The sequence below is a fragment of the Deminuibacter soli genome, from assembly GCF_003412455.1.
In the GTDB taxonomy this organism is placed as follows: Bacteria; Bacteroidota; Bacteroidia; order Chitinophagales; family Chitinophagaceae; genus Deminuibacter; species Deminuibacter soli.
Genome location: NZ_QTJU01000006.1, coordinates 299,384 through 316,689 on the forward strand (window position 1 = coordinate 299,384; position 17,306 = coordinate 316,689).

15 protein-coding genes are annotated in these 17,306 nt (G+C 48.9%); 6 read left to right on the forward strand and 9 right to left on the reverse strand.

What is annotated here, in order from left to right; all coding sequences use genetic code 11:
* The first annotated feature begins 26 nt into the window (after positions 1–26).
* Positions 27–575, forward strand: coding sequence for a GNAT family N-acetyltransferase (locus DXN05_RS17100; protein ID WP_116848482.1), 549 nt, complete (start codon positions 27–29; stop codon positions 573–575).
* Between the two features lie 126 nt (positions 576–701).
* On the opposite strand, the gene DXN05_RS17105 is transcribed toward DXN05_RS17100, so the two are convergent.
* Both DXN05_RS17105 and DXN05_RS17110 read right to left on the reverse strand, forming a co-directional pair.
* Positions 702–1,118, reverse strand: a complete 417-nt coding sequence (locus DXN05_RS17105; protein ID WP_116848483.1) for a VOC family protein — start codon at positions 1,116–1,118, stop codon at positions 702–704.
* A 156-nt stretch (positions 1,119–1,274) separates the two neighbouring features.
* Positions 1,275–1,994 carry a ThuA domain-containing protein gene (locus DXN05_RS17110; RefSeq protein WP_116848529.1) on the reverse strand — a complete coding sequence of 240 codons (720 nt, stop codon included), beginning with the start codon at positions 1,992–1,994 and terminating at the stop codon, positions 1,275–1,277.
* Positions 1,995–2,103: 109 nt separating this feature from the next.
* On the opposite strand from DXN05_RS17110, the gene DXN05_RS17115 reads away from it, so the two are divergent.
* From DXN05_RS17115 to DXN05_RS17125, 3 genes are all read left to right on the forward strand, one after another.
* Positions 2,104–2,757, forward strand: a complete 654-nt coding sequence (locus tag DXN05_RS17115; protein WP_116848484.1) for a DnaJ domain-containing protein — start codon at positions 2,104–2,106, stop codon at positions 2,755–2,757.
* A 210-nt stretch (positions 2,758–2,967) separates the two neighbouring features.
* A complete protein-coding gene (locus tag DXN05_RS17120) occupies positions 2,968–3,834 on the forward strand; it encodes a transglutaminase family protein (RefSeq protein ID WP_116848485.1) in 867 nt (288 codons plus the stop codon).
* 143 nt (positions 3,835–3,977) lie between these two features.
* Positions 3,978–4,448 (forward strand): Dps family protein, encoded by a 471-nt coding sequence (locus DXN05_RS17125; protein ID WP_116848486.1) that lies wholly within the window; start codon positions 3,978–3,980, stop codon positions 4,446–4,448.
* A gap of 68 nt (positions 4,449–4,516) precedes the next feature.
* Here DXN05_RS17125 and DXN05_RS17130 read toward each other — a convergent pair whose 3' ends face one another.
* The 4 genes from DXN05_RS17130 to lepB all read right to left on the reverse strand — a co-directional run bounded on the left by DXN05_RS17130 (position 4,517) and on the right by lepB (position 8,636).
* A complete protein-coding gene (locus DXN05_RS17130; RefSeq protein WP_116848487.1) occupies positions 4,517–5,014 on the reverse strand; it encodes a methylated-DNA--[protein]-cysteine S-methyltransferase in 498 nt (165 codons plus the stop codon).
* A 404-nt stretch (positions 5,015–5,418) separates the two neighbouring features.
* Entirely contained in the window at positions 5,419–6,264 is an 846-nt protein-coding gene (locus DXN05_RS17140) for a bifunctional transcriptional activator/DNA repair enzyme AdaA (RefSeq protein ID WP_116848488.1), read from the reverse strand.
* A gap of 46 nt (positions 6,265–6,310) precedes the next feature.
* Complete coding sequence (locus tag DXN05_RS17145) at positions 6,311–6,799, reverse strand: cytidine deaminase (protein WP_116848489.1); 489 nt, start codon at positions 6,797–6,799, stop codon at positions 6,311–6,313.
* 328 nt (positions 6,800–7,127) lie between these two features.
* Positions 7,128–8,636, reverse strand: coding sequence for a signal peptidase I (lepB, locus tag DXN05_RS17150; protein WP_116848490.1), 1,509 nt, complete (start codon positions 8,634–8,636; stop codon positions 7,128–7,130).
* A gap of 280 nt (positions 8,637–8,916) precedes the next feature.
* Between lepB and DXN05_RS17155 the strand changes: the two genes are divergently transcribed.
* Positions 8,917–9,786: a MerR family transcriptional regulator gene (locus tag DXN05_RS17155; protein WP_116848491.1), complete on the forward strand. Its 870-nt coding sequence runs from the start codon at positions 8,917–8,919 to the stop codon at positions 9,784–9,786.
* A gap of 23 nt (positions 9,787–9,809) precedes the next feature.
* Here the strand turns inward: DXN05_RS17155 and DXN05_RS17160 are convergent, their stop codons facing one another.
* Positions 9,810–10,997, reverse strand: a complete 1,188-nt coding sequence (locus DXN05_RS17160) for an acetyl-CoA C-acyltransferase (RefSeq protein ID WP_116848492.1) — start codon at positions 10,995–10,997, stop codon at positions 9,810–9,812.
* A 250-nt stretch (positions 10,998–11,247) separates the two neighbouring features.
* On the opposite strand from DXN05_RS17160, the gene dnaG reads away from it, so the two are divergent.
* Positions 11,248–13,227 carry a DNA primase gene (gene dnaG / locus DXN05_RS17165; protein ID WP_116848493.1) on the forward strand — a complete coding sequence of 660 codons (1,980 nt, stop codon included), beginning with the start codon at positions 11,248–11,250 and terminating at the stop codon, positions 13,225–13,227.
* Between the two features lie 41 nt (positions 13,228–13,268).
* On the opposite strand, the gene DXN05_RS17170 is transcribed toward dnaG, so the two are convergent.
* Together DXN05_RS17170 and DXN05_RS17175 are read right to left on the reverse strand one after the other, a co-directional pair.
* Positions 13,269–13,775 carry a hypothetical protein gene (locus DXN05_RS17170; protein ID WP_116848494.1) on the reverse strand — a complete coding sequence of 169 codons (507 nt, stop codon included), beginning with the start codon at positions 13,773–13,775 and terminating at the stop codon, positions 13,269–13,271.
* 117 nt (positions 13,776–13,892) lie between these two features.
* Positions 13,893–17,306, reverse strand: a complete 3,414-nt coding sequence (locus DXN05_RS17175; RefSeq protein ID WP_116848495.1) for a sensor histidine kinase — start codon at positions 17,304–17,306, stop codon at positions 13,893–13,895.

The window sequence follows — 17,306 nt, forward strand, 5'->3', positions numbered from 1 at the left end:
TATTCCAGCGATTTTAAAGCCTTATTATGCAGGTTCAGCTTATACAGCATACCACCGATATTCCAGCCGCCGTACATGCATTGTATGAAAGCAGTTTTCCTGCAACTGAACGCCGCCCCTGGCACCTGCAAACCATACTGGCAGCAACAGGCAGCCTGCAACTGGCATCGGTAAATGTGCAACACCAGTTTGGCGGCATGGTGAGCTGGTGGTTATTACCCGGCTTTGTTTTTATTGAACACATTGCAGTAAGGGAAACCCTGCGCGGACAAGGCATTGGCGCTGCCGTTATTCAACTGCTGCAACAGCAATACCGTTTGCTGGTACTGGAATCGGAACATGAACACCAATCGCCTTTTGCCAAACGGCGCATCGGGTTTTACCAGAAACTGGGGTTTACTATTTTCCCCTACCCCTACCTGCAGCCACCTTATACAAAAGATGCCATGTTTGTTCCGATGCACCTGCTGCACAGCGGCAGTGACAATAGTGAAGCGGGGTTTCGTCATGTTAAGGAGATGGTGTATAGGAAGGTGTATGGGGTGAAGGGGAGTGAGGGAATCACTGGTGAGTAGTGATGAGTGATCGAAGCGGAAATTAGTTGCTGGTGGGGGCACCGGGCAACAGCGTTGGAAAGGGGGCATCAAAATTTGCTGCGATCGTCTCGACTGTCGACTGTCGATGGCTTTCCTCTCACGCCTTCACGTTTCTTCAAACTGCCATATGGCGGGGGTGGCGAGTTCTATTAAATGATTATCGGGATCACGGAAATAAATGCTGCACCCTTTTTTAAAGAACACCCTGCTTTCAATGGCAATACCTTTTTGCTGCAGCAAAGTTTCCCATTGCGCTTCTTCCGCAGCAGCAATGCCGAAGGCCATGTGTACCGGGCCATCGCCGTCGTGCGGGGGAATAATGCCTTCGGGTAACAGTGTGGGCGTAAGTGACATTTTTTTCTGGAACAGCAGCAGCACCTGTCTGCCGGCAATGTTGAGTGCCTTTAGCCTGCTGTCGCCAAACAGGAGTTTGAAACCGAACAGATCCTGGTAAAACTGAACGCTTACTTCAAGATCATCGACATATAACGCAGTTTCAAGAATGGAATGTATCGCTGGCATAACCGGTATATTTTACAGGTTGTAAATAACAGGCCAGGGCTGAGGTCGGCTCGGGAAACCGACACGCGAGATGATCGTAGCGGGTCCGTTTGACCAGGACATATAAGCATGCCGGTGGTATACACTTACCGGCATGCTTTGTATAATGCAATGTTATTACTCTCCTATCGCGTATTCAATACCTCCCAGCAGGTGCTGCAGGTAAAGCGGGTCTGCATAAGATTCATCGGTATGACCTAATTCAGTATAAAAAGAACGGCCGCCATCATAGTTGTGGTACCAGCTCATGGGGTGATAGTTGCCGTTTTCACCGCCTGTATAGCTGCTTTCATCGATGGTGATGAGTACATGCACATCATCCCAGTTGGTGGTTTTAAAATTGTACCATTCATCTTTGCGTTTCCAGGTTGCTGGCAGGTGTTTGCTGGCAATAAAGCTTGAATCGGTTACATGCAATACCGCTTCCTGCTGTTTGGGATGGCTTTTAAAATAAGCGCCTACCAGCTTGTTGTACCAGGGCCAGTCGTATTCAGTGTCTGTGGCAGCATGTACGCCTACAAAGCCGTGGCCTGCGCGGATGTATTTTTCAAACGCAGCCTGCTGTTCATCGTTCAGCACATTGCCGGTAGTGCTCAGGAACACCACAGCTGCATATTTTTTCAGGTTTTTATCGGTGAACACGGTTGAATCGGCGGTAGTATCCACATCAAAATGATGCGCTGCACCCAGCTGCATAATGGCAACCTTGCCAACAGCAATACTCTGGTGATGATAACCGGCCGTTTTGCAGAACACAAGAATGCGCGGTGTTTTTTTAAAGAAAGTGAAAGAGCAGGCCAGTACAGTGATACAGGCGGCAAGCATCAGTTTTTTCATCATGATATTTTTTGCGACAATAATAAGTTAGGTTTCTAAGGTACGTATATAAACAGAAATTATAACCTGTTACAGCGGGATGCCTTAAGTTTACACCGCAACACACAGCATGGCTTTAAAGGATTATTATAAAATATTAGGCATTAGTCCGGCAGCATCTGCTGATGAGGTAAAAAAAGCTTACCGCAGGCTGGCGCTGCGCTATCATCCTGATAAAAATACCGGCAATCATATGGCTGAGCTCCATTTCAGGGAAGTAAAGGAAGCCTACGACACGCTTATTGATGCTGCCAAACGCGAGGCGTATAACTACGAGCGTTTTTATCATTACCGTTTTTTGAACGAGCGGCCAATGGAGCATGGCATTACAGCCGACTGGATTGCCCGGCAAATGATAACGCTGGAAGAAACGGTACACCGCCAGGATTTTTTCCGCATTCATCATGATGCTTTGCTGTTTCAACTGCAACAACTGCTGAGCGAATATAACCTGGAAGTGGTGCAACGCAGCGAAAACCCGCAGGCCAATGTCAATATTGTAATACACGCACTCGCCTGTACAAGGCCCTTAAACCTGGCCTATACCCGGGCGGTTTGTGCCTTGTTGCAACAGGTAGCAGGTACCGACACGTTGCTGTTGCAACGCATAAAGGATACCCTGAAACAGAAAAAACAACAGCAGCTCATCAACCGCAGCATATTGCCTGCGGCGGTGTTGGCTGTTTTACTGATTTTGTGGTTGATCATATCGGTTACACGATAGGCTTTGCGGCGGAGAACAGCGGGAATTTTAACCGGACTAAAACCACCTGCACACTTGCCGTGTTGTACGAACATTTCTTTTGCCGCTTTTGTTTTAGCTATTGAACTGTGTAACCAAATGCAAACAAATAATCCACAAATGAGCATAAGTTATTTTAGGAGTTTAATGAAAAAATAATTTCATTTGTACTAAAACAGGGTAGCAATAGCAATGGTGGAAACGAGAGAAATATCGGCCTTATTTACCTTAATCGACGACCCTGATGAAGAGGTTTTCAGCACGGTATCGCACCGGCTGGTTGGTTATGGAAGAGGCATCATACCCAATCTGGAAAACCTGTGGGAGAACTCGCCCAGCGAATCTACCCAGGAAAGGATTGAGATGATTATCCATCGCCTGCACTTTTCTGACCTGGTGGTTGATTTTACCGAATGGAAAAACAGTGCCTACCACGATCTCCTGTTCGGCGCACTGCTGGTTGCCAAGTTCCAGTACCCCGATCTGCAAACCACACCCGTTCTCCAGGAAATAGAAAAAATACGCCGCAATGTATGGCTCGAGCTTAACAGCTATCTTACCCCGCTGGAGCAGGCCAATGTAATTTCGAGCATCGTATACAATTATTACAATCTCAAGGGCCAGGAAACCGTTTTCACCAACCCGGATGATTTCTTTATCCACAAAACACTGCAGGCCAAAAAAGGCAATGCCCTGTCCAATGGCATCCTGTACCTTATTTTGTGCGAACTGCTCGATATCCCCGTAAGGGCCATACAAATTCCCAAGCATTTTGTGCTCGCGTTTTTCCACAACGATTACAATCCCGGCTCTACCAACGGCCAGCACAATATTCATTTTTATGTAGATGCTGCCACCGGCCAGCCCTTCAGTCATACCGATATAGACCATTATTTCAAACGCCTCGATATCCGTTCTTCCGCACGTTTTTTTGAGCCCCTCAACCATGTGCGCATTATCCAGCACCTGCTGCAGAATCTGGCCAAGTGTTTCGACAGTCATCAAACTGCCTACAAGTACGATGAGCTGATGCATTTATGCCAGCTGCTGAACGACTAAGCTCCATTCTTTCTATTGCACATTTCTCCATTTTTGTTGTACAAACAGCGCCGGATTAACCGTTACAAGCCAAACAATACGCGGCCCCGCTTGTTGTGTGATGGACCATACTTACTTTTACTATTATTAAAAATTCTACAGCCATGAATGCAAACATCGGACTATCGGAAGAACATAAGGCGGGATCGGTAAAGATCCTCGGCAGGATTCTCGCGGATGAATTTGTGTTGTACACAAAAACAAGGAATTTTCACTGGAACGTAGAAGGCTCCAACTTCGTTGAAATGCATACTTTTTATGAAAAAATGTATGATGAACTGGACGAGGTATTTGATGAAGTAGCTGAGCGCATCCGCATGCTCGGTCACTATTCACAGGGCCGTCTGAAAGACTTTTTACAGGTTACCAGCCTGCTGGAAGAAGAGTATACCAACGACCAGCAGAAACAATTGCAAAGCCTGCTGAGCGACCACGAAACAGTGATTCGCCTGCTGCGCAATGATATTGATGAACTGCAGGACAAAATGCACGATGCCGGCAATGCCGACTTTGTGACCGGCTTGCTGAAACAGCACGAAAAATGGGCCTGGTTTATCAGAAGTTATCTCCGCTAATATCAGCCAAATGCATACAAAAAAGGCTGCCCTGTTGAGGGCAGCCTTTTATGCTTTATACGAAATATTCAGAAGAGGGTTTGAACGCCATGGGCGACCTTCATTTCATGTTCGAGCAGCCATTTTTTGCGCCAGAGGCCACCGGCATAACCTACCAGGGTGTGGTTGCTGCCAATAACGCGGTGGCAGGGCACTACAATGGCTATATGGTTTTTACCGTTGGTGGATGCTGCCGCGCGGATGCTTTTTACATCGCCGAGGCGTTTGGCCAGGTCCATATAACTGATGGTTTTGCCGAAGCTGATATTAAGCAGCTCACTCCATACTTTTTGCTGAAACTCGGTACCTTCCTGGTACACGGGAATGTCGAACACGCGGCGCTTGCCGTTGAAAAATTCAATCAGTTCCTCTGTACACTGGTGCATTACCTCTGAAATGCCTGGCTCGCCATGTTCTACCTGTTCCTGTTTATCAATAAAGCTGATTTCGGCTATATACTGGTCTGTACCGCCGATTTTCAGCATACCCACAGGGCTTTGGTAATATGTGTAGTACAGTGGCGGCATCAGTTTATTTTAGCGCCGTTGGGCGTGGTGCCTCGCGGCGCTATTAAAATTACTTGTTTATTTTCATCATATACACCCAATACCAGGCATTCGCTGAAAAAGTTGGCGATTTTTTGGGCGGAAAATTCACCACCGCAATACCTATGTACCAACAAGCTGCTCGCTGGTATAATGATGGGTGATCAGTCGGCGCGAGGCCTTACAAGCCATCGAGAATCGAGAATCGACAGCCGGGATGATTGCAGCGAATCTTGGTGCCCCCACCGTTGCCGTTGCCCGGTGTCCCCACCGGCAACGAATCTCCGCTCCGATAAAAACCTCCGCTAAGGTTGCTCACCACTCACCACTGACCACTCACTAAATTCATTCACTATTGCCTATTCACTATTCACCAGTAATCTCCCTCACTCCCCCTGCTCTTCGCCAAACACCCGCGCGGCCTCCCAGCCCAGCATGGCTTTTTTGCGGGCCGCGCCCCAGTGATACTGGCCGGTGATGCCGGAAGAGCGGATGACCCTGTGACAGGGAATAAGATAAGCAACCGGGTTATCACCCACTGCTGTACCCACTGCCCGCGCTGCCATGGGCATCTGGATAGCCGAGGCTATGGTGCCATAGGTTTGCACGCCGCCGCTGGGAATATGCAGCAGGGCCTCCCACACTTTTAACTGGAACGGGGTGCCTTTGAGATGCAGTTTAATGGCCGGTAAATCGTGCCGGTTTTGCTCAAACAAATGCAGGGCGCTTTGCTGGATGTGTGTTTTACGCTGTACCAGCCTGGCGCGCGGGAAGGCTTTTTGCAGGGCAAATGGTACATCTTCATCATCCCACAGGAACGACATATGGCAGATGCCCTTCATGGTAGATGCAATGAGGCAAGGCCCGAAAGGTGTGTCGTACACAGCATAATCTATCACCAGGCTTTCGCCGCCGTTTTTGTACTCACCGGGTGTCATGCCCTCGATGGATACAAACAGGTCGTGCAGGCGGCTGGTGCCGGAGAGGCCGGTTTCAAAACTTACATCGGCCAGGGATTGCTGTTTGCGCAGCAGTTCTTTGGCGTATTGCAGGGAGATGTACTGGGTAAATTTTTTAGGACTAACACCTGCCCATTCCTTAAACAGCCGTTGAAAATGAAACGGGCTTAAGTGAACGGCGGCAGCAACGGCATCGAGGTCCGGCTGCTCTTTGAAGTGATCGCTGATGTATTGTATAGCCTCGGCTATGCGTTGGTAATCGATGTTGTTCATAAACCAAAATTACAGCGGGGTGCAGGCGGTTTCAACCCGCTTCTTGCTACATATCGTCGCTGGTAAAACTCAGCGGCAACAGCATGCCGGCGCGTTCCACCACATATATTTTCCCTTCTTGTCCGCCCATGATTAACCGGATGGGATGCAGCATACGGGCCTCATACTCAACCATTGTTTGCCTGCAGATACCGCAGGGCGTAATGGGGTGACTGCTGGCACCGTTGTGGTTATGGTAGCTGATGGCCATGGTGTCGATCTCGGTTTTGTGATCGGGGTACAGCGATGAAATGGTGGAAAGCAGGGTGCGTTCTGCACAGATGCCCACCGGGTAGCTGGCGTTTTCCTGGTTGGTACCGGCAACCGTATCACCATTGGTCATACGGGCTACTGCTGCTACATGAAAATTGGAATAAGGTGCATAGGCATGTTCAGTGGCTGCCCTGGCTGCACGCAACAATTCGGCATCTTTGGGTGCCAGTTCGCTGATATCGGCATACTCTTCAAAAGCAAAATGATATTGCTGGGCTTTCATACAGTTCCTTCTTTAGATAAAAAATCCCCATAGCGATAGCTATGAGGACCCCTTACGGTGAATGAAGTTAAGGCAAAAAAGCCGGGAAACCAAAGAAAGCTGCGAGCTGCGAGCTTCGAGCTTCGAGCGTTTATGGAGGCGTCTTTATTGCAGAATGCCGGTGGGACACCGGCCCTGGCATTCAAAAGAAAAGCCCCGCCCCGGCTAAGCCGGGACGGGGCTTTTATTATTCACTATTCACTATTGACTATTCACTATTCACCAGTGATCTTCCACTCACCACTCACCACTCACCACTCACTACTCACTACTCACTACTCACCACTCACTACTTGATGCTCCTGAAAATCCTGTTCCAGCGCGGACTGCCATTCCAGCTGAACCAGATTAGCGAAGCGCGGCCTACGATATTGGTTTCCGGTACAAACCCCCAGAAACGGCTGTCCTGGCTGCGGTGGCGGTTATCCCCCATCATCCAGTAATAATCGTACTGGAAAGTATAGGTGGTAGCTGGCTTGCCGTTGATGATAAAGCTGCCGTTGTTTTCCTGTAAGGTATTGTGCTCGTACGTATCAATAATGCGCCTGTACACGGCAATATTGGCTGCCGTAAGGGTTACGGTAACACCTTTCTGCGGCACTACCAGCGGACCAAAGTTATCCGGGCTCCATTTGAAATGATCATTGTCGTAAGGGAACGTAGCACCATTGTTATAAATGTAAGGTTCTATGCTTTTGAAGTTGGGCTGTTTTTTTACCAGCTCGGCTTCTTCCGGCGTCATGTTAATCAGGTAGGCATTGCCTTTGGCGCCGTAAACACTCATGTGACCGCCATTATCATTGGGATCGGCGATACCGAGTGATTTCTGCAGAAACTCTTCACTGAACGGTGTGCCATTGGTTTCTACCACATAATCTGTTTGTGAGGCAGGCGGTACAAAAGCAGGTTTATCGTTAATGTACAACACGCTGTTGCGCAATTCCAGCTTATCGCCCGGAATAGCAGTACAACGTTTGATGTAGTTATCGGTTTTATCCATCGGGTGCACCAGGATGGGATATTCAGCCATCAGCTTTTCGCGGTCTCCATTGTAAGAGGTGCGCAGCACATCGTAATAAGGATTGGCAGAACCAAAATCGGGCAGGTTGATAATGGTATCACCTGCAGGGAAGTTGAACACCACCACATCATTTCTTTCCACCTTGCTAAAGCCGGGCAGGCGTTTGTAAGGTACCTGTACCCATTTAACATAGGAAGGCATGGTTTTGCTGAAAGGCATGGTATTGTGTACAAAGGGAAAACTGATGGGTGTTTGCGGCAGGCGTGAGCCGTAGCTCATTTTATTTACAAACAGGAAATCATTTACCAGCAGGGTTTTCTCCATACTCTCGGTAGGTATGGTATATGCTTCAAAAATAAAGGTGCGGATAAGCGTGGCAGCCACGATGGCGAAAACAGCTGCGTCGATCCATTCACGCGTGGGCGATTTATGGTATTTTTTAACCGCTTCGTGCCCTACCCATTTTTCATTGGGCGAAAAGCCGAGGTAAGGAAAATAGATAAAGGGCAGAAATACCGCCGCTGTATGATGCAGCAGGGAAAAACGGCCAAAATGCATCACAAAAATGATGCAGAGCCAAATGGTAACAAACTGCCCTGCTATTGGTATCAGCTGCAGCCAGAACCATACTTTGCGCAGCCCTGTTTTTTCTACTATCAACCAGGTGTTGTACACAGGCACCAGTGCTTTCCAGGGTTCAATCCCTGCTTTCTTAAACATGCCATACATACCTAAATGCCAGCCGATCGTTGCAACGATGAAAATAATCCAACCCATAGTTTTTAATTAGTGCCAACAAAAATACCATTCTGACGCATCCGGCCAAATCCGGTTTTGCCTGCCATGGCTTAAACAGGAACGAAAAGTAATCCTTTTGCCGGCTGTAAACAAAAAATGTACTGTACCGTTTGTATTATTACGGTCGCTTTTATTACAAATAAAATGTGAAATCATTTACCAACGGTATCCTTGCCATTTCCTGCCCATGTTCACCACTGTTCTGCACAGGCGTGCCAGGCTGCCGGCGTTTTTTCAAGGCACATAGAAAATATCCGGAATGCACGCGTTTACAATTAAAGACATGGAAAACCTCAGCGGTATAAAAGCGCATACCCTGCGTATCTGGGAGCAGCGCTACCGGCTGATGATACCGAAAAGAGGAGACAGTAACCACCGCGTATATGATAATGAAGACCTGAAGCAGCTGCTGCGTATCTCGTTCCTGTATCACAACGGCTTTAAAATTTCACATATCGCCCGCCTGCAGCAGGATGCACTGAAAGCCCTTGCACTGAACCAGCTACAGCGCAAACCTTTTGGCAGCCTGCAAAACCAGCTGCTGGAAGCAATGATTGATTTTGATGATCTCAGTTTTTCACAAGCCCTTAACTATGCCATGCGGCAACTGGGCGTGGAAGAATGCATGTTGCAGGTGGTGTATCCTTACCTGGAAAAAACCGGCCTGTTCTGGCTTACCAACAGCGCCATGCCGGTGCAGGAGCATTTTGCCAGCAATATTATACGTCACCGGCTGCTTACCGAAATAGACGCGCTGCCCCGCGCTACAGGCAGCCCGCAGCGCTACCTGCTGTTTACCCCGCCGGGCGAACACCATGAAATACCCTTGCTGTTTATTTACTATATGCTTAAGAAAGCCGGGAAAAACGTGCTGTATGCAGGCGCCGGCATAGACACAGACACTTTGCAGTTAATTGCCGGGCGACCGGTTACGCATCTCTTTTACTACCAGATCACCAACTTTATGAAGCAGCAGCCCGAAGAATATGCCAGCCGGCTTTGCCAGGATTTCAGCACACAGCAGGTGGTTGCTGGCGGACCGGTTACCCGGCAAATCACCAACCGTTTACCCAACCTTACGGTACTCAATTCCCTGCAAAGCCAGCTGGACTACCTGCGGAAGGTTTGACGTTTAATGTTTGAAGTTTAATATTACTCCCCTCTCATGAGCACCATGGCGCTGGCGCCACCGCCGCCGTTGCAGATACCTGCTGCGCCGTAACGGGCATTGTGCTGTTGTAAAATATGTACAAGGGTAACCACGATGCGCGCGCCACTGCAACCCAGCGGGTGGCCGAGGGATACAGCGCCGCCATGTACATTTACTTTTGCTGCATCCAGCCCCATTTTTTGCGTGTTGGCGATACCTACCACCGAAAAGGCTTCGTTCAGTTCAATAAAATCCATGTCTTTCAGTTGCAGTCCGGCTTTCTCCACTGCTTTGGGCACGGCGAGGGAGGGCGTGGTGGTAAACCATTCAGGCGCCTGTTCGGCATCGGCATAGCTTTTTATAATGGCCAGCGGTTTTAATCCCAGTGCGTTTGCTTTTTCGCTGCTCATGAGCACAACAGCGGCAGCGCCATCGTTCATGGTGCTGGCATTGGCAGCGGTAACCGTACCTTCCTTCTGGAAAGCAGGTTTTAACTCAGGTATTTTATCGAATTTAACATTGTAAGGTTCTTCATCTTTGTCAAACTTCAGTGCATCGCCCTTGCGCTGCGGTATCATCACCGGCACCACTTCAGCAGCAAAATGGCCGTTGGCCCATGCGGCCTGGCTTCTTTTGTAACTTTCAATGGCAAAAGCATCCTGCTCTTCACGGCTAATATGACAATCTTTTGCACACAACTCAGCTGCATTACCCATGGCATATTGGTGATATACGTCGGTGAGGCCATCTTTAGACAGTCCATCGGTGAGGGTTACATCGCCGTATTTGTTACCCCAGCGGGTATTGGCTGCGTAATAGGGCACATTGCTCATGCTTTCCATACCACCGGCCACAACAATATCCGCATCGCCCAGTAAAATACTTTGCGCGCCCTGGGCAATGGCTTTCATGCCGCTGGCGCAGACTTTATTTACCGTGGTACAGATCACGGCATCGGGTAAACCGGCGAGTTTGGCTGCTTGGCGGGCAGGCGCCTGGCCCATATTTGCCTGTAATACACAACCCATCAGCACCTCCTGCACCTGGGCAGGTTCAATACCAGCCTGTTGTACAGCAGCCTTAATGGCAATAGCGCCCAGCTGCGGGGCCTGGAAATCTTTTAACGATCCGCCAAAACTGCCGATCGGCGTACGAACGGCGGAAACAATATAAACAACTCTGTTCTGCATAATTCGATGAGGCTTTTATCAAAGATAGGGAACAGCCGGCTTTTAACTAATAGTTGTTAGTATTTTACGAACTGCAGGCTTTTTCTCCCACTCGTCTACCCGGCTGTACAAAATTGTTGTGCCCGTGGCTGTGTCCCCACAGCCACAGGCGACATGAAGGAAAAATTCGCTTAGATCATTCACTATTGACTATTCACTGTTCACCCGGGTTCACACCTCACGCCTTTTTGCTACTTTTGTTCGTTTCCCCATGATTACCCAGCAAACCATACAACAGATCACCAACCGCATTGACATTCTCGATGTGGTGGGCGAATTTGTGAAACTGAAGAAGAGAGGCGCCAACTACCTTGGCCTGTGCCCTTTTCACGGCGAAAAAACGCCTTCGTTTACCGTGTCTCCTGCCAAGGAAATTTACAAATGTTTCGGATGCGGCAAAAGCGGCAACAGCATCAGCTTTTTAATGGAGCTGGAGAAGTACAGCTATGTGGAAGCACTGCGCTGGCTGGCCAACCGCTACCACATTGAAATTGAAGAAACGCAGGTAAGTCCGGAAGTACGCCAGCACCAGCAGGTGGCAGAGAGCCTGCACATCATCAACGGGTTTGCACAGAAGTATTTTGCCGAACAGCTGTGGCAAACACAGGAAGGCGAGGCTGTGGCGCAGAGCTACCTGGAAGAACGTGGCTTTCGCAGGGAGATCAGTGAAAAGTTTCAGCTGGGGTACAGTCCGCAAAACAGGCACAGCTTTGTAACGGCTGCCCTGCAAAAGCAGTACAATGCAGAGCTGCTGGTAAAAACGGGGCTGGTTGTAAACCGCAATGAAGAGCTGCTGGACAATTACCGCGGCCGTATTATTTTCCCTATTCACAACAACACCGGCAAGGTCATTGGTTTTGGTGCAAGGGTGATTGGTAAGGCTGAGAAAGTACCCAAGTACATCAACACGCCGGAGAATGAGATCTATGTCAAGAGCCGTATTTTATATGGTGCCTATTTCGCGCGGCAATCGATAGACAAACAGGATGAATGTTTGCTGGTAGAAGGTTATACGGATGTGATCAGCCTGCACCAGGCGGGTATTGAAAACGTGGTGGCGAGTGGCGGTACATCGTTAACCACCGATCAGCTGCGCATCATAAAAAAATATACCAACAACCTCACCATTATTTATGATGGTGATTCGGCAGGTATAAAGGCTGCGCTGCGCGGACTGGATATGGCGCTGGAAGAAAGCCTGAATGTAAAGCTGGTATTGATTCCCGATAAGGAAGACCCGGACAGTTATGTAAACAAGGTAGGTGCAAATGCTTTCAGGGAATTTGTAGCAGAGCATAAAAAAGACTTCATTCTTTTCCAGCTGGAAATAATGCTGAAAGATGCAGGCAATGATGTAAGCCGCAAAAATGATGTGGTAAACCAGATTGCCGAAACGCTCAGTAAAATCAATAAAACAGAGGATTTTACCAAGCAGCAGGAATACATACGCCAGTGCTCGGGCATACTGCGTATTGATGAAACCGGTTTGACCACGCTGGTGAATAAATACAAGCGCGACCGTATTCAGCGCGATGAAAAACGCTTTGCGCAGTTCGACAACGGCAATAACAATAGCAACAACCAGGGCAACAATATGCCCGGCTTTGATATGCCGCCGGATGATATGCCGCCACAGGACAACATGCCGTTTGATGATGCATCGTTACTGGCCAACCAGGACGAGCCGCATGAAAAAAACCTGTTGCGTGTGTTGATGGAATATGGCCTGCGTGCATGGGATGAAGAAAAGACCATGGCCCAGTATATTTTTGATGAACTGGAGCAGTTTGAGTTTGACAGTGCCCCTATGGAACAGCTGTACGAAGAATACAGGCGCCAGTACTTTGCCGGCATGGAGCCTACCAACAAAACCCTGTTGTATATTGACAATGCAGACATCCGCAACCTGGTAGTGAACATTACCATGAACCAGTTTGAATTAAGCCACCGCTGGGATGACAAGCAGGAGAACATGAACATTTTAAACCGTGACATCAGTCATAAAGATGTGCAGCTGAGCGTACATTATTTCAAGCTGCGCAAGATCAAGAAAATGTTTGACCAGAACCAGCGTGATATGGAGCAGGCCACCACATATGAAGAGCAGGTTAAACTCATAGAAATACACAAGCACCTGAAGCAAATTGAACAGGAGCTTACCAAACAATATGGTACCGTAATATTCAAGTAAGGCCGCTGTGCCTGCCTATACAAGGCAGGCACACTTGCCGGTTATTGCACCAGCACGTCAAACTCGCCTTTGGTAAAAATGAGTTTGCTGGTATCGCCGGTAGCATAACCGATGGAATTAAACTCCCCTTCAAAAGTTCCTTTTACCTCGCGCTCGGTTAAGCTGGTAATTTTCATTGAAAACGGGTGCACTGCTTTTTCTGCAATACCGGTTTCAAATACCTTGGAAAGGCTGTCGCCCAGGTTAAAGATACCGGTGGCATTTGCAGGTGTAAGAGACGTATAGGTACCCTCGCTAATGGGGTTGGAAGAAGTTAATCGCAAAGTAATGGCAGAAGGCTGGGTGGTTGTTGTATCGATGCCGATAACAGACAACATATAATCTTTGTCGAAACTGATGCTGGTAGCAGTACTCATGCTGCTGAAGTTCAGCTGTTTCCCGTTTAAAGTGGCTTTGATATAAGAGCGAACGGAGATGACCTCCTCATCCTTTTTGCAGGATGTCAGCGCGGTTAACGCAAATGCTGATAACACGAATAATCTTTTCATGCTTGTTTAAGGACTTAGGGGTGGTTGTTGCAACGAATATATTGGATTATATCATAATAAATACAATCCGGCCTTTAGTTTTTTTCAACATGCCTTACTTAGCCCATTAAACTGAATTTATGCCACCGGGAGCACAATGGTAAATGCCGAACCCTTACCCGGTTCGCTGTGGGCGAGAATAATGCCATGGTGATTGTCGGCTATTTTTTTACAAACCGCCAACCCTATACCTGTGCCGCTGTATTGCTGCCCGTTATTTAACCGCTGGAAAATAACAAAGATCTGTTCGGCATAACGCGGGTCGAAACCAATGCCATTATCGGCAACAGTAAGCTCGGCATATTCGATACCCTGCTGCAGCTGCGGGTAAATATGTACAGCCTGGCCATCGAGTATACGCAGGCGGATATTGATTTCAGGCGCGTCGTCAGAGAATTTAAGGGCATTGCCTACCAGGTTATGCAACAACTGGTTCATCTGGATGGGTATGGCCTTTATTACAGGCAGGGGATCACTGTGAATACGTGCTTTTTTCTGCGTGATCATCACCTCAAAATCATTCAGCACCTGCTGCAGCACAGTATTCAGGTTTACCTGCACAAACTGCCCGTTGGATTTGCCGAGCCTGGAAAAATTCAGCAGGTCATTGATCAGTCCCGACATGCGCCGGGCTGATGCTTCTACCTTCTGCTGGTATTTCGCGGTATTAAACGCAGGCTTGCCCTGGTTGGATGTAATGAGCTGTGAAAATATCTGGATCTTGCGCAGCGGCTCCTGCAAATCGTGGCTGGCCACATAGGCAAATTGCTCCAGCTCCTGGTTGGTACGCAGCAATGCCTCGTTCGATGCTTTTAAATCAGCCGTTCTGTCCTGCACTTTTTGTTCCAGTACTTCAGCTGCATTCTCGGCCATCAGCCTGGCGTTTACCAGTTCTGTCACATCGTGCAGCACTACCATTACGCCGCTTATTTTTCCTTCGGTATCGTATTGCGGTTCGTATACAAAATTCACATAGGCTGTTACGGGTATATTGTTGCGGTGCAGCCTGGTTTCGCGTTCATGACCTATCCATCGCTCACCGGTGCGGTATACCTGGGTGAGTTGTTCAATAACACCCTGCCCGGCAGCTTCGGGCCATGCTTCCAGCAATGGTTTGTTTACTACGGCTTCAGCAGGCTTGCCCCATAGTTCAAGCAGTTTATCGTTGGCAATGTCTATTACAAAAGAAGGTCCGCTTACTACTGATATAGCTACCGGTGCTTTCAGCAGCAGGTTACGCAAATGCACTTCTGCCTGGCTGCGAATGTGCACCAGTTTTAGCTGCGCGCTCACCCTTGCCAGTAATTCCTTGGCAGAAAAGGGTTTTACCAGGTAATCATCCGCACCGGTTTCATAACCCGCAATCCTGGCCTCCTCTCCTGCCCTTGCAGACAGCAAAATTACCGGTATGCGCGCCGTATGCGGTTGCTGTTTCAGTGTATGCAGTAACTGTATGCCGTCCATCACCGGCATCATAATATCGCTGATCACCAGCGCCGGTTGGTGCTGCTCCATGTATTCCAGCGCCAGTGCTCCGTTGGCTGCAGTTGTTACGCGGTAATAAGGCAGCAGCAAGCGTTCCAGGTAATGCCGCATATCGGCATTATCGTCAACCACCAGCACCAGCGTGTCTTTATCCTGTACCACGTTTGCAGCAGTAGCCATGTTGGCCTCATCGGGATCAAGCAGGCTCATGGCTTCTTCAATAAAAGCGATGGTTTGCACACGCTGCCTGGTGGTACCTGTGTCTGTATGTTTTACCTGTTGCGCCGGTAAATGATCATAACCCAGCGGGAGCGTTACTGTAAACACAGAACCCTTGCCTGCCGTGCTGCTTACCGTAATGGTGCCGCCATGTAATTCAACAAGCTCTTTTACCAGCGACAAGCCGATACCCGTGCCCTCGTGTGAACGGCCGGTAACATTTTCTACCCGGTGAAAACGTTCAAACATGCGTGGCAATTCACTGGCAGGAATGCCCACACCTGTATCAGCTACCTGCAGTACCAGCTGATTGTTTGCTTCGTATTGTTTTACCTGCACCGATCCGTGCAGGGTATATTTAAATGCGTTGGATAAAAGGTTCAGCACAATCTTCTCCCACATATCGGTGTCTACATACACCGGCTGCGGTAAAATAGCACAATCCACCTCAAAAACAAGCCCTGCTTTTTCAATTACTGAACGAAAGCTGCTTGCCAGGTCTGCTGTAAAAGCACCCAGCTGTACGGGCTCAAACGCTGCCTGCATGCGGCCTGCGCTAATGCGGCTGAAATCGAGCAGGCTGTTTACCAGCCGCAGCAAACGCAACGCATTGCGGTGTGTGGCCGACAGTTGTTCATGCTGCTGCGGTGTTAATATGCCATCGTTCTGCAGCAACTCTTCCAGCGGACCAAGCATCAATGTAAGCGGTGTTCTGAACTCATGACTGATATTGCTGAAGAAGGCTGTCTTCGCACTGTCAATTGCTGCGAGTGCTGCTGCACGTTTGCGTTCTTCTTCCAGTGCATGTACATTACCCAGGCCGGTCATTACCTGGTCGGCCACCAGCTGAAAAAAGCCTGCATACTGCTCATTCAACAGGCGGTATGGATTTAAACCCACCACCAGTATGGCAAACGGGTGTTTCTGCACGCCGGCAGATAAGGGCAGCAGCAATGCCTTGCGGGGTTGCACGGGCCATGCGCCCTGCGGCAAATCCCGTATCCCGGCAGGGATGTTATACACCTGCGTTTTATTCCCGTCCAGCACCTGTTGCAATCCCCAATCTCCATCGCGTTGCAGGTGTATTTCCTGTGGCAGCAATGTATGGTTCATGCTGGCCGTACTGGCAGCAAGTGTTGCGGTATGCCCGTCTGCAGATAACTGGTAAATAAATGCAAAGGGAAAATCGTGCGGGTTTTCACCCAGCACGCGTATGGTATTGTCAAACACAGCCTGGTCGTTCAGGCTATCGATGCTGTTTTTGGCCAGCCCGGTAAGTGTGCGCAACTGCCGTTCGCCGGTAATGCGTTGCGTGGTATCGGTATTGGCACAGATAATGCCTGCTGGCAGGCCGTCTTCGCCCGGTACCGGGCTGTAAGAAAAGGTATAATACGTTTCTTCCGGGTAACCGTTGCGCTCCATAATCAGCAGCAGGGCTTCATCGTAGGTGCCTTCATTTTTTTCCATACATGCTTTGGCGCGTGGCTCAATCTGGTGCCATATTTCGCGCCACACCTCCGTCGCAGGCATGCCCAAAGCATCGGGATGTTTACCGCCCAGAATGGCAGTATAAGGATCATTGTACAGGTTAATCAGCTTTTTGCCCCACCATACAAACATTGCCTGGCGCGAGGTAAGCAAAATACGTACACAGGTTTTAAGGCTCTGCGGCCATTGCTGCACATCACCCAGCGGGGAATTATGCCAATCGTACGCACGCATGCGCCTGCCCATTTCACCGCCGCCTGATAATATCTGTTCTGCAGAAGCGAGTTGCAGGTTGTTCAT

Excerpts from the sequence above, each read along its gene's own strand:
- DXN05_RS17100 (WP_116848482.1), top strand. The coding sequence starts at position 27 with ATGCAGGTTCAGCTTATACAGCATACCACCGATATTCCAGCCGCCGTA.
- DXN05_RS17105 (WP_116848483.1), bottom strand. The coding sequence starts at position 1,118 with ATGCCAGCGATACATTCCATTCTTGAAACTGCGTTATATGTCGATGAT.
- DXN05_RS17110 (WP_116848529.1), bottom strand. The coding sequence starts at position 1,994 with ATGAAAAAACTGATGCTTGCCGCCTGTATCACTGTACTGGCCTGCTCT.
- DXN05_RS17115 (WP_116848484.1), top strand. The coding sequence starts at position 2,104 with ATGGCTTTAAAGGATTATTATAAAATATTAGGCATTAGTCCGGCAGCA.
- DXN05_RS17120 (WP_116848485.1), top strand. The coding sequence starts at position 2,968 with ATGGTGGAAACGAGAGAAATATCGGCCTTATTTACCTTAATCGACGAC.
- DXN05_RS17125 (WP_116848486.1), top strand. The coding sequence starts at position 3,978 with ATGAATGCAAACATCGGACTATCGGAAGAACATAAGGCGGGATCGGTA.
- DXN05_RS17130 (WP_116848487.1), bottom strand. The coding sequence starts at position 5,014 with ATGCCGCCACTGTACTACACATATTACCAAAGCCCTGTGGGTATGCTG.
- DXN05_RS17140 (WP_116848488.1), bottom strand. The coding sequence starts at position 6,264 with ATGAACAACATCGATTACCAACGCATAGCCGAGGCTATACAATACATC.
- DXN05_RS17145 (WP_116848489.1), bottom strand. The coding sequence starts at position 6,799 with ATGAAAGCCCAGCAATATCATTTTGCTTTTGAAGAGTATGCCGATATC.
- lepB (WP_116848490.1), bottom strand. The coding sequence starts at position 8,636 with ATGGGTTGGATTATTTTCATCGTTGCAACGATCGGCTGGCATTTAGGT.
- DXN05_RS17155 (WP_116848491.1), top strand. The coding sequence starts at position 8,917 with ATGCACGCGTTTACAATTAAAGACATGGAAAACCTCAGCGGTATAAAA.
- DXN05_RS17160 (WP_116848492.1), bottom strand. The coding sequence starts at position 10,997 with ATGCAGAACAGAGTTGTTTATATTGTTTCCGCCGTTCGTACGCCGATC.
- dnaG (WP_116848493.1), top strand. The coding sequence starts at position 11,248 with ATGATTACCCAGCAAACCATACAACAGATCACCAACCGCATTGACATT.
- DXN05_RS17170 (WP_116848494.1), bottom strand. The coding sequence starts at position 13,775 with ATGAAAAGATTATTCGTGTTATCAGCATTTGCGTTAACCGCGCTGACA.
- DXN05_RS17175 (WP_116848495.1), bottom strand. The coding sequence starts at position 17,306 with ATGAACAACCTGCAACTCGCTTCTGCAGAACAGATATTATCAGGCGGC.